The organism is Metabacillus arenae, from assembly GCF_014773385.1.
Classification (GTDB): Bacteria; Bacillota; Bacilli; order Bacillales; family Bacillaceae; genus Metabacillus_D; species Metabacillus_D arenae.
On the sequence record NZ_JACXAI010000002.1, the window covers coordinates 226,057 to 238,588 of the forward strand.

Sequence of the window (12,532 nt, forward strand, 5' to 3'; positions counted from 1 at the left end):
ACCTCCGAATTTTATAATTAATTTCTTCAAAATCCACCTAGTTTCTGAACATGCAGTTTAGATTTCTGAGTATGCAGTTTAGCGTTACTCGTTATGCAGTATTGAATTTCTCGTTATGCTGCATAAACAGGAGTGTATATAGTAATTGTCTAATATATAATATCAATAGAATATCAATAGTAAGATCAAGTATTTACAAATCGCAAAACAAGTTTGCAATTTGCGGTCAAAATAATTCTCTGTTTACTATGTAGTGGTTGTTAAATTTATTGAAGATTAATTCATCATCTTCTCCATATTCAAAATCATGTTTTAATTCATGCTTCTCAATCTTAATTAATTTTAACTTTTTTAATATATCATTAGCGTCCCGTATCGTTTCATTTCCAATCTTTAATCTAGTCCTAAGTGTTTCATATCCAACAAAGCAATATTGTTTATGTGTATCCTTTTTGGTAATGTGACTCTTGTAATAAAACAATAATCTAATACAATCTTCATCTAATGACTCCATCATATTAAATATGCCTGCGTTCATCATGGTAAAGTTTTTACTATCATCAATAATCTTTTTATTAATTAGAATCGTCACCTCCCCTCTTCTCGGTAATTTATCAATCTTATTTTCAATTAACTTTAAATCATAAAGAACATTTAAACGTTTCTTTAATGTTCTCGTATCTGTGATACTTATATTAATCATTAACTTCTTATGATCTACTTTAATTTCTGGATTCTTATAGTTTCTAAAGTAAAGGAACGATAATCGCGCATATAGTAAAAATTCATCATTTCCAATAAAAAAATCTTCGTTTCTTATAATATATGTCGGAATCTTTATGTATAATTTACTTTTATTGCTCATTATTTACTCCGTTATCAGTTAACATATCAAGCAAAAACGTATTCCTCTGTAAGTTAGCATTCTTCTTCATTGCATAATTCAATGTCTCAGCTTGAGAAATAATAATCAGCATATCTTTACTTCTCGTACCTCCGGTGTAAATTAAATTTGCGTTTAACTGAAATTTATGAGCTTTATCAACAACCATGATTACACATTTACTCCCTGACCCCTGACTCTTATGCAAAGTAATACACCAAGCGTGGAGCAATTGTTTTAACTGCTTAAACTCCAATGGCACTTTGTCATAATCCAAATCAAGTAAAACTTCTCTATTCTCTTTATCTATTTTTCTAATATAACCAGTTTCACCATTAACAATATCAATCTCTTGTTCTCGCTCATTCATAATTCCATAGGAGTTAAGAATATTCATCACATAGTCATTTTCTCTATAAATAAACTCAGGATCTTTTCCATGCGATACTTCTTCTTTATTACCTTCACTTGGGTTAACAATGTCTTGTAAACTTTGATTAATCGCAAATGTACCAAGATTACCTTTCTTTTGTGGAGATAGTACCATAATATCTTCTGGTTTATATTGTTTTAACATTTCATTATAAAAATATTTATATCCACCTTCCATTTTCTCTTGTGGTACTGCTGCAACTATACAGTTATCACCGTACTCCTTAATACCCCACTCGTTATTACTGATGAACTTTTCCTTAAGTCTAATTTTCGTCATTACATCGAGTATGCCACCCTCTTTCTGACGGAATACAATATCTAACATTGTTGTAGGTATTGCTTTACTCTCTATGCAGTCATGTAAGAACAATCCACATTGTACAGATGGGATTTGGAACGAATCCCCAATGAATAACAATCTAGTTCGTTCTGGGTCTACTCGGTTTAATAATTGACTTGCTAATTTAACATCAACCATTGAGGCTTCATCAACAATAATGAAATCATCTTTAAAATAATTCTTATCATCCTCATCTTCAGAGTTATCAATTTGTCCCATTAGAACAGCTTTATGTACAGTCATTGCTTTACGTTTTGTGTATTCAGATAACACACGACTTGCTTTTCCTGTGGGAGCAAGTAATAAATATGTCATTTTCAACTCTTCAAGTAATGAAATTACGAGCTTTTGTAGAGCACTCTTGCCACATCCGGCGAAACCTACAAGTAAATTGACATTATATTTTTTTATATTATAGAAAAACTGTTTTTGCTGGTCAGTTAATTTTATGCTATTTTCTTTTTCTTGTTTCTCAATGAACTTTTCAACATTAAAATTTAATTCAGCAGAATGATTAACCATATCTTTCAGAATACCCGCAACATATTTTTCAGCAAAGTAAGTTCTCTTTATTGCAACAGCATCACCAAATACTCCTATATTCTCAGTTTCAAATATTTGTTCACTGATTAAAGAATGTGAGATACCTAATAACTGATACGCCTCTTCAATAAGTTTATCTTGCTTAATGTATGTATGACCATCTTTTTCATTTTCTTCAACAATGTACTCAATTGCAGCCACAATTCTTTCTTTGCTGTCTCTTGGATATTTCATCTTCATTGCGACATCATCTGCTTTTTTAAATCCGATTCCTCTGACAGTTAAAAGATTGTAAGGACATTCTTTAACTTTTTGAACAACTAGCTTACTAGACTTGTAATGCTTTACAAGATTAATAATAAACTTAGGCTTAATGTCAAATTGACCTAAGAACTCCATTGCCTCTCTGTATTCAACATTTTGTTCAACTTTATTTTTAATTCGTGAAATGATCTTATTACCAACGCCTTTTACTTTAGAAATGTCTAATTGATCGTTCATGATTAAAGTTATAACGTCTTGATTTGGATATTCTTTATAGATTGCATCAACATATCTCGGTGCAACAATCTGGTTTAAATACACACGTTGTTTATCTATATCTTTTGGGATATCTTCAAATATACTTTGCACTATGTACGTCATTGACTTTCTTTTCTTGTCATATTCACCAACTAGATTTGCATTATACTCCATCCGTAATGTTAGCTTCGGCAAAGTTCCTTTGATAACAAAGTTCTTAAAATCCTTATGCACCTCGACCTTATCTACTTCATCTGTGATACAAGAGTATCCAGCTTTACTTGAAATATCGTCATACCATAATTCTTTGACTGGTCTTAACCTAACCTTAATTACCTCACTCATTTCTCCACTCCTTTTTTATATTAAATATGTATAATTTATTTTTGTAATCCTAAAACATCTGCCCACTTCTCATGTATATCACTTGGTATCGCCCTCTTGCCACTTTCCATTAAACTTATGTATGCTTTACTTACTTGCAATCTATCGGCAATCTCTTTGGCTTGAATATTTAACATAATTCTTTTAATCTTAAATTCTAATCCTGACATAATTTCACCTCCTCGTTAATTAGTTTACAAATTGATTATATAATAAATTTATTTATAAAGTCAACACAAATAAATTTATTAATTACAAAAACATCAAACCCATTCTAACACCCCTCTTATCCTCGTATGACCATTTTAATCACTCAGGCTATATTCCTATTCCCTAGCTTCAAATACACTCAAATCATCCTCCTACGCTCTCAAAACAACAAATAAAGGACTGCTACTTTCACAGTCCCTAATGTTCTCTCCATTTAGCCAATTCTTCATCACTTGCAATTAACTTATAACCCTTTGCTTTACTTTCTGGTTTCTCTAACCACTTTTCTTCTACTAACTGTTGCATTAATTGACTAACTACATTCATCTTTATACCCATTTCTTCACGCAGCCTACTCACTCTTGTTTCACCAGAATTAGCTATTAACCTCTTTAACTTATCTAAATCACTCTCATACTTAATATCTTCCAATTGGATGTTTTCCACAAATTCATTTTTGGCTAAATTCTTTATCTTTTCAAATGTCTTTTCTTCCACATCTTCATCTAGGCTAATGACAGGTGCTTGGAATCGTATAAATTCTTCAACTTGACCAACAAATTTAATTACTCCATCTCCAAATCCCAATAGATTTTTATAAGGTATACCTGTTCCGAAAACTGTTCGATATTCATTGCTATTATCAAGTTTAAAGGAAACTCTGGAGGGAAAATTGGTTTTAATTACTCCACTCATTACTTCTTTATCAGGTCTTTGTGTCGCTAATATCAAATGAATTCCAGCAGCCCTTGCCTTCTGACCAAGCCTCTCAATCTTTTCTTCCACTTCAGGATGCATCATCCTTAAATCATTATATTCATCAATTCCACAAAGGATATAAGGGATTTTAGATTTAGATTTGTTGTTGTAGGCATCAATTTTCCTAACTCCAATTTTTGAGAATTTTTCATATCTATTTTCCATTTCGGCAATTAATCGATCAAGAATTACTACTGCTTTTTGCATATCTGTAATTACTTTTTCTACATGTGAAAATCCGTTATATTGTATAAATTCAACCTTTTTAGGATCAATTAGGAAAATTCTTAGCTCACTTGGTGACTTAAGAAGTATCAACGTGATTAAAACTGCATTAACAAATACACTTTTACCTGAATTTGTCGCGCCACAAACTAGTAGGTGGGGGGCTTTAGTTAGACATTTTAAAACTAATTCATTATGCATATCTACTCCACATACAAATGGTAAAGAATTTGCACTGGAATATTCCTGGAATTTTTCGTTTTCAAGTAATTCTTTTAGGTAAATGATTTCACGTTGACTACATGGAATGAGAAAAGTTATTGTACTAGCTTCCTTACCTTGGATAATATTTATATCTGATCCTAGAGCAGAATTAATATCTTCATGTTTATTTTTGATATCAGAATATACATGTCCCTCTGGAATCTTAAATGTAATTCTCTGTACAGTGGCACCTAGCTCTACATCTAAAACTTCTATATTAGGATTCCTTATTGATTTGGCTTTCTTTAGGGCAACTGGTAATTCAGCAACAATATCCTCATCAATATTCCTATCCTTCTTTTCTCCAATCGGTAATAAATCAAAATTACTAACCTTTGTCACTAATCTTTTTGTCTTCTCAATTTTGTCCATAATTGTTTCTTGCTTTGGTATAACCTGATCACAGGATAGAATGCTTAACAATTCGGATTCACTTATTAATTGTTCTTTTGAGACTGTTGAGAATCGCCTATTTAAAAAATTATCTACAAATTGTTTCTTATGTCTATCTCTTAAGAATATAAGGTTATTAAAGAAATCATATTCTTTAAGAAGTTCATTTAATTCGTCCTCAAAAGTATCCTTATTATTTGTATTAGTAATAATTTTTAGCTCAAAACGAAATCCATTTTGAAGTATTTTAGAGCTTATTTCAGCCACTTCTTTTCTTTGAGAGTGATAGCCACTAAATTTATTTAATACATTCAGAATGGAGCGCTGGACACTTCTCTGTACACGTTTGGAAGAAGGGTAATCATTCCCATTGAGATATTCAGAGTACTGGTCAATAAATTCATTTTGCCAATTGTCTTGCCTTTGTGTAATAAGTAGTTGTATATATAATTCACTGTTTTTCTGATGTAAAAGTGATAAATCTTGTAGTAATGAGGCTTCATTTTCAGTATAAATGGGTAAAAATGAAGGTTTTGCAAGTTCAATCGTATAACAATGAATGTCATTTATACTATTTTTCAGGTAATCATAGTCTCTGTAACACTCTTCCCCAAGCTGCTCACGGTAAAAAGGGGGAGTGACCACGTAATTTTCAGTAAATGAATCATTTATCACTGTCTCAAAAGAAAAAACTCCCTCTCCTAACAAGTCAGATGCTAAGAGAGGAATTGTCACTTCTTCGTCAAATGTGTCAACAAGTCGGATAATATTGGATGAATTTGGACTCGTTGTCTTATTTAATTTACTTTTTATTGCTCTAAGCATGTAGATCAAGAGCCTTTGTGATTGTTTTTGTATTTATTATCAATATAACTGTATTTGCAACAATGATTCCAGTGTTTAATAAAATAACGGTTGCAATAACACTCATTAGACTAGCCCCTCTTTACCATTCTTTAGATTGATAATATATTGCAAACCTTCTTCGGTTAAATAAACCGTTCCTTCCATCATTAATTCCATTACTTCTTCAGCTAATTCTATTCTTAGATTTTTAATTTGATTCGTCATTACAAATCTCTCCTTTTTTATGATAATCCTTTTACAAAACGTTGACCGTGTTTCTTTCTTAGTTTTTGGATTTCACTTAGCTTGCTTTCATTTTTCTTTTGTAGGAATAGTCTAGTTGGTTTCAATGTTACGGTGCTCCAAACGTTTTTACCTGATCTCCATAAATCTTTAGCTACATCAAATATATCATCTCCATTATCAAGTTTTGATTTGATGAACTGAGGAGGATTTGCTAATCTATAGAGGCCACCTAGCGCGATACCAAGTTTGAGAAAAAGTCCTCCTCCATCAACCATATTTCTAGTTCCAAAAATAAAGATTCCTAGCAAACAAATGAACAGCGAGTAGACTATTTGAACGGTACCAAGTGCCTTAAGATGATTCCACCATTTATTGAAATAGTGTCTATGATCATCGAATACCCATGCGGTTAAAGCCAATGGTGTGATGGCACCTAGACACATTAGATCAAAAAATCTACGAAAGTTTTGTAGAAAAATAGGTATCATTATTGCAATAAGGATTAAATCAAATCCTACTAACATAACAGTATTAAACCCACTCAACTTAAGATAAGTCATCACATCCTCTGATCTTATTTCAGTAACCCCGATTTTTGTAATTGCCTTAGATAGCATGTTTAGTAAGTTGAATGTTTGCTCAAATAAGAATGGGGCGAATCCTGAACCAACTACTGCTAATGACCATCTGCCCATAATTTTCTTGAAGTCTGTGTGCTTTTTCTTAAACATTCGTTTCATCAGTTCAAATAATGTGAGAATAGTGACCATAAGAATAGAAGTGCTTGTAAATACTAATGTTGCATCTTGTATATAAGAATTATTAAAGATAAAAAGTGGAGTTTGTAAGATAAACATTAATAATTCATAAAGTTTTGTGAGTAAATTAACTGATAATTGTGCAATATTTTCTGGAAGATGGACGAACCACTTGATTGCTGAAATTATCCAATCTCCTATCTGTCCCCAAGTTTCAAAGAATCCATCATCTCCTCCCTCACTTTTTACTTTGTGTTTAGCTGCTTTGTATAATATCCCTTCATTCTGAAGCATCCAATTCGATTCTGCTTTAGCTATATTTGTAAATAAGAAGCTTGATGATACTGCTCCGAATGGAATAGTGAATTTTTTAATTACTTTTAGAATGGTTTTATAAACCAATCGGACGTTCCAAAAAGCATGTAGGCTACTAGGGCTATTGTGATTATTAGTGTTGGTGCCAACATCATCATTATGAAGGATTTTATTATTTCCTGCACCCACTTGAATGCATCGTTTGTTCTTCTGAAATATCCCCAACTGCTTGCTATTACAGACATGATCATTGCTGTTGCGAAACTTATTACTACACATATACCCAGAAGATACTTGCACAGTTTGATTATGTCTGGTGGAGTGATTAGGTTCGGAGTTTGTGTTACTACTGGTACTGCTGTTGCAGCAAATGCTAGAGTTGGGTCTACGAGGGTTAATATTGATATGGATGTTAGAATTGTTCTTGTTGCTATTCTTATAAACTTCTTCCCTTCTTTCCTTTTTTGCATCGCCTCCTTCGGCAAACTTTTTGCTAAAAAACTCATTTTTTCTATTGATCTTGAACTATTAAGTACGTTGTATTGTTTAGGATTTATATATTTAGTTTGTTTGTCTAACCTTTTTGCGGAGATGTTCAAGGTCAGTTGAGTCACTTTCTCCACCTCCTAAGATACTCTTCCTTTTAAATGATGGATCGAATTTAGAAAACCATTTAATTCCTGTGATTGCACCAGCACCTAATCCACCGAAAGCACAAACTTTAAGGATGGTGATACCTATGCCGATTAAAGCAGTTTCCATTTTAAAAACCTCCAGCTTTATAATACTTAAAACCTTTTACATTTGATGATAATTTTACCTTAGTAGACTTTTTTGTTGTCTTATATGCCAAATAAGCTGAAACTCCTACGCAAATTGTTTGAATTCCAATTAAAGTTGTCAACATTTTATTTTCCTCCTGATTTATTGTTATTTGTTAACCTAATATATCTATACTCAATATTACTCAGATGGAAAATTGTCCTATGCGTTATTTTTGAAAAAATTCCTGAAAAAGTTTGGAAATGAAAAATGACACCTTTCAGTCGGTGTCACGATAGAATAATTCTTCAATTGGTGGACATCCCAAAGCTATCCAAATTCGTAAAAAATAGTCCATTGAAGGCTGATTTCTATTTGATAAGATATTACTGATAGCACCTTTATCAATTTCGGTTAGTTCAGACAAGTCTGTTGCTCTTAAACCCTCTTCTACCATATATTGTTTAATTTTATTTTGAAGTTTGGCTACAGATTTCAATTTATAGGTATCTTTACTAATAGTAAAGGAATGGAATCTTTTCAATCTTTCCATATGAGCATATAGACCAGATTTAATAAAGTCTGCATGAGATTTAGAAAAGTCCATGTTAGTCAGTAAGTTTCTAACTTTGAAATATTTAATCAGTTCTTCAATCTCATAAACTGTCTCTTTTTCCAATTCAATTTCAAAAATGATTTTTTCGCCCATGTATAAACGATCCTCCTTTATTCCATAATAAAAACAACAGATGCAGAAAGGGTTGAACTAAATGCTATACAAGAAAACACCAAGTGAAAAATTTGATGAATACTCCGAAAAAACCAACAAAGGTGGAAAAAAGTTGTAATAATACAATAGATATGACTAAATATTTGGAGGTATGCTGAATGTCTAGTTTAATGTTAGATGGATGGAAATATCGTAAACCGAGTTGGGAAACTAATTTAGAATATGCATCGGAAAGTGCAATTAGAGAAACGGGTTTATCACGAGAAAAATTGCATGAAGTGTTGGAGATATTGTACGAACATAGAGTAATCAATTGAGTTAAACAAGTAAACTATATTTAATTTTAAAGATTGGAAAAAGTCGCTGTATGTGCTTGCAGCATCCTTGAGAACATCAAACATTGAATAGGCTTGAGTGAGTGATTCTTTTTTAGATGGTAAACTGGCTAAAAATTGTGGGTTGTTCATATTTTGAATGAAATCAATGTGGGGTGAGGGGTCTAAAAACTTCTCACCTTCTCGAACTGCGAAATGTAAATGTGCTCCAGTAGAAAACCCACTATTACCTGACAAGCCAATTAGATCTCCTTGAGATACAAATTGACCTTCTTGAACGTTAAATTCTGAAAGATGCCCATAAATATATGTTCGCCCATCCTCTCCTTCAATTAAAATCGTCTTTCCTGCGTTCGAACTCCCGAAATTTTTTAAATGAATTTTGCCTGCACAAATTGCTCGAAGTGGCTCACCGATTTCCATCTTCAGATCGATCCCTTTGTGAGGGAAATTTCTAAAGCTCTCTTGCTGCAAAAATTTAGATGTAATTTTATAGCTCATATTTCACACACTTCCCCAAAATAATTATTCTTGTAAAGCTAAAATGTATTCTAATTATCAAAATCATTCTTACCCAATTTTCTAATTACCTGAACAAAATCTTATTACCCAAAGGCGGTAATTAACTTCGGTAATAAGATGGGTAATAAGAGCGGTAATTAGGGGTAAGAAGAAAATGATATATTGGTAACATAAATTTATAGAAGGTTTTTCATCAGACTAGTATCAAATTTAGGGTTGTTTTCAGCTTCCTCTGCCTGTATAATTTGCTCGTCTTGATAAATCTTTTGACTAGGATTAATTCCATTGATGTGATTTTGAATTAGTCGTTTAACAAACTTTGAGAAGTTGGGATATTGTTGTGAATACTCGTAAAGATTTGAATCAAAAGGATCGTTTAAGTTGAAATAAATGGATTTGGTTTTCTTATTCATAAACACTCACTCCGATATTGTAAAAGGATATAGCATTTGCGAATATTGGATCTTGAATTTTACGGTTGAAGATCGGTTGTAGGACTTGAACATTAGGATAATATTGTTTCAATGGACTTTTAATTGCCTCAGCAACCCCTCCAACAAGAAATACATTGTCTTCTTTATTCCATTTCTTAAGTGTCTCAGCAGCTATTCCCCTAACTAATGCTTGAAGATTATTTGATTTATTGGTGTTCATCCCGAAATTCAAAGTACCTGACTCTTTATCAATAAACCTACCTTCTAATACACTTGCGTAATTCACTGTTCCTGACCCTACGTCAATTATTCTTGTTAATCCATTTTGAGGATTTGACCAAAAAGAGCTTGCCGCCTCGGCTGCCACTGAAATTTTGTCAATGTTAATTTTCTTTTTAATCTCATTTACAGTGATTACGTGTTTCCCTTGCAGTAATTTCCTAAGTCCTTCCTTTTCAAGTGGAGTATGCTTAGAAATTGGTTGACCTACAATGATTTGAAAATTGTATTCTTCTACATTATTTAAAGTTAAATATCTGTGAATGCCTAGAAGAACACGTAACTTCGTATCCTCATGGACTTTTGAGTCGCCCATAAGAGAGCCAACGAATTCTGATTCATACTTTGCCAATGAACCTGCAAAACCGTACTTACCTTCATATTCAAATACCATATCATCTTCCCCGTGTACTTGTTCTAAGTTGATGTTTCTACCCTCCCCTATGTCAGATAAAAATTTAATTAAACCATATTTCGCTGCAATTTTGACCTCACTGTTTCCTGCATCTACACCGAGAATCATTTCTAACAACCTCCTTTGTCATAGAAAAGTAATAGAATTCTATGATTTTTCTAATACAGACAAGTAAAAATAGCCAAATATCATAGAAAACTAATAGAAAAATCATACTTTTCTAATACACAGTACATACATATGAATTAGGACAGTATCACTTGCGTGTCCCTGTTTAAAAATAACAATAAAAATTATATAAAATTGTGAAATCACAATCTCAAAAAGATAAAAATAAATTTATTATAAAAAAGATGTTTACACAAATAAATTAATCATATATAATGAAGATACCACTTAAACAAGTGGTACGATACATAATAAAATGTTCGTTTTATTTAATACATAGATTTGTAGATTAGTTGGATTGGAGGTGGGCATCATGACTAAATTGAATTGGAGAAAGTCTGAAGTGATTTCTTTTATCGAGGATTGCTTAAGTGAAAATACAGCAACTGAGGAAATGGAAGAAGTTTATTACAACTTAAAGTGGAACGGTAAAGTTAACCGTAAATCTGCTGAGTGGAAATCAGTGATTAGAGAAATGAAAAGATTACATAATGAAGGATGTTAATATAAATAAATTATACATATAAGTAATGAAATTAAATAAAAGGGGGGTTACTCCCCTTTCTATAAATGAACTGAAAAAAGGAGGTTGTATATTGCTAACATCAAAGGTTGGTAAAGAGATTGTAAATTGTTTTGACGGTAAGTACGACAGATATAGACTTAAGCAATGGTCAAATAAAGGTATATTGAAATGTCCTGTTTGTGGAGGAAATTACGAATACTGTCACGGTGAAATAGTTCCTCCCTATTTCCGCCATGTTGGAAAAGAATGTAGTGAATATTACTCTGAGAGTGAAACTGAAGAACATAGAAACGGTAAGAGAGTACTTTATGATTGGATTAGCAAACAAGCTGGAGTTACAAATTGTAAATTGGAATATTGGATACCTGAGACTAAACAAAGACCTGATATTTATTTTGAATATGGAGGTAAAAGATTTGTAATTGAGTATCAGTGTACTCCTATTGCCAGTGAGTTTTTATTAAGAAGAGAACTTTATAAATTAGCCGGAATTAATGACATATGGATACTAGGGACAGAGAAATACAACATCAATGTTGGCAAATTTGGCAGTGCTAACTTCCTCGGTAGGTATAGAAAAATTGAGAAAGAAAATATGAAAAATGGATTATTATATTTTGAGTCTACTAAAGGGATTTTAATTGTCCATAGCAGTTTTTTAATAAACAATCACTCCTTATTAAAGGATTTAGATGATAGTTATTTTATGAATAAATTCTACAAAGAAAATAGTAAGGTATTTGATACTTTGGGAAGTGTTGAAAATTTTTTCGTTGTGGAAAAGGTTGATAATTTCACTTTTAACGAAGGTTTAAAAATGAATGGTGATATCATTGGAATGTTTAATTCTTTAGAGAAAGATTTAAGAATTAAATGGACTGAAGAACAAGGTTTAAATCTAATAGAACAGGAAAAAATCAAACAGTTCAATCAAGAAATCAGCAAACTAAAAGAAAATTCAAAGTATGTAGGAGCTATCGGTGAAAATATAGATGTAATTGGAAGGGTTTCAAAAAGTACTTCTTTTAGAAGTTGGTATGGAATTAAATACGTAAACGAAATTGTTGATGACTGTGGAAATGTTTATACTTGGTTTTCTCCTAAATCGTTAAGCGATACAAAAAGAAATAAAATAAAAATTCGTGCAAGAATAGATCATCATAGGGAGTATCTCGGTGTTAAACAAAATATAATTACAAATTGCAAAATTATAGATTGTGACTAAACGGCAGGAGGAA

At 31.9% G+C, this 12,532-nt stretch carries 15 protein-coding genes; 2 read left to right on the forward strand and 13 right to left on the reverse strand.

The window, feature by feature from the left end:
• Positions 1 to 226 precede the first annotated feature (226 nt).
• The 13 genes from IC621_RS02955 to IC621_RS03015 all read right to left on the reverse strand — a co-directional run bounded on the left by IC621_RS02955 (position 227) and on the right by IC621_RS03015 (position 10,708).
• Positions 227 to 865: a hypothetical protein gene (locus IC621_RS02955; RefSeq protein WP_191155547.1), complete on the reverse strand. Its 639-nt coding sequence runs from the start codon at positions 863 to 865 to the stop codon at positions 227 to 229.
• Positions 855 to 3,068 (reverse strand): AAA family ATPase, encoded by a 2,214-nt coding sequence (locus tag IC621_RS02960; RefSeq protein ID WP_191155549.1) that lies wholly within the window; start codon positions 3,066 to 3,068, stop codon positions 855 to 857. The genes IC621_RS02955 and IC621_RS02960 overlap by 11 nt, the downstream gene beginning before the upstream one ends.
• 35 nt (positions 3,069 to 3,103) lie before the next feature.
• Positions 3,104 to 3,277 carry a helix-turn-helix domain-containing protein gene (locus tag IC621_RS02965; protein ID WP_191155551.1) on the reverse strand — a complete coding sequence of 58 codons (174 nt, stop codon included), beginning with the start codon at positions 3,275 to 3,277 and terminating at the stop codon, positions 3,104 to 3,106.
• 238 nt (positions 3,278 to 3,515) lie between these two features.
• Entirely contained in the window at positions 3,516 to 5,783 is a 2,268-nt protein-coding gene (locus IC621_RS02970) for an FtsK/SpoIIIE domain-containing protein (RefSeq protein ID WP_191155553.1), read from the reverse strand.
• 105 nt (positions 5,784 to 5,888) lie between these two features.
• Positions 5,889 to 6,029, reverse strand: a complete 141-nt coding sequence (locus IC621_RS02975; protein ID WP_191155555.1) for a hypothetical protein — start codon at positions 6,027 to 6,029, stop codon at positions 5,889 to 5,891.
• Between the two features lie 17 nt (positions 6,030 to 6,046).
• On the reverse strand, positions 6,047 to 7,210 hold the full coding sequence (locus tag IC621_RS02980; protein ID WP_191155557.1) for a hypothetical protein: 1,164 nt from the start codon (positions 7,208 to 7,210) through the stop codon (positions 6,047 to 6,049).
• Positions 7,189 to 7,737: a hypothetical protein gene (locus IC621_RS02985; protein ID WP_191155558.1), complete on the reverse strand. Its 549-nt coding sequence runs from the start codon at positions 7,735 to 7,737 to the stop codon at positions 7,189 to 7,191. The genes IC621_RS02980 and IC621_RS02985 overlap by 22 nt, the downstream gene beginning before the upstream one ends.
• The gene (locus tag IC621_RS02990; protein WP_191155560.1) at positions 7,685 to 7,885 is read right to left on the reverse strand and encodes a DUF7394 family protein; all 201 of its coding nucleotides are present in this window, start codon (positions 7,883 to 7,885) and stop codon (positions 7,685 to 7,687) included. Before IC621_RS02990 ends, IC621_RS02985 begins: the two co-directional genes overlap by 53 nt.
• Before the next feature lies 1 nt (position 7,886).
• On the reverse strand, positions 7,887 to 8,030 hold the full coding sequence (locus IC621_RS02995) for a hypothetical protein (RefSeq protein ID WP_191155562.1): 144 nt from the start codon (positions 8,028 to 8,030) through the stop codon (positions 7,887 to 7,889).
• A 135-nt stretch (positions 8,031 to 8,165) separates the two neighbouring features.
• Positions 8,166 to 8,594, reverse strand: coding sequence for a helix-turn-helix transcriptional regulator (locus IC621_RS03000; protein WP_191155564.1), 429 nt, complete (start codon positions 8,592 to 8,594; stop codon positions 8,166 to 8,168).
• 278 nt (positions 8,595 to 8,872) lie between these two features.
• Positions 8,873 to 9,451, reverse strand: a complete 579-nt coding sequence (locus IC621_RS03005) for a M23 family metallopeptidase (RefSeq protein WP_191155566.1) — start codon at positions 9,449 to 9,451, stop codon at positions 8,873 to 8,875.
• Positions 9,452 to 9,648: 197 nt separating this feature from the next.
• Positions 9,649 to 9,885 (reverse strand): hypothetical protein, encoded by a 237-nt coding sequence (locus tag IC621_RS03010; RefSeq protein ID WP_191155568.1) that lies wholly within the window; start codon positions 9,883 to 9,885, stop codon positions 9,649 to 9,651.
• Positions 9,878 to 10,708 carry a ParM/StbA family protein gene (locus IC621_RS03015; protein WP_191155570.1) on the reverse strand — a complete coding sequence of 277 codons (831 nt, stop codon included), beginning with the start codon at positions 10,706 to 10,708 and terminating at the stop codon, positions 9,878 to 9,880. The genes IC621_RS03010 and IC621_RS03015 overlap by 8 nt, the downstream gene beginning before the upstream one ends.
• A 373-nt stretch (positions 10,709 to 11,081) precedes the next feature.
• On the opposite strand from IC621_RS03015, the gene IC621_RS03020 reads away from it, so the two are divergent.
• The gene (locus IC621_RS03020; protein ID WP_191155572.1) at positions 11,082 to 11,273 is read left to right on the forward strand and encodes a hypothetical protein; all 192 of its coding nucleotides are present in this window, start codon (positions 11,082 to 11,084) and stop codon (positions 11,271 to 11,273) included.
• A 91-nt stretch (positions 11,274 to 11,364) separates the two neighbouring features.
• On the forward strand, positions 11,365 to 12,519 hold the full coding sequence (locus IC621_RS03025; protein WP_191155574.1) for a competence protein CoiA: 1,155 nt from the start codon (positions 11,365 to 11,367) through the stop codon (positions 12,517 to 12,519).
• The last annotated feature ends 13 nt before the right edge of the window (positions 12,520 to 12,532 follow it).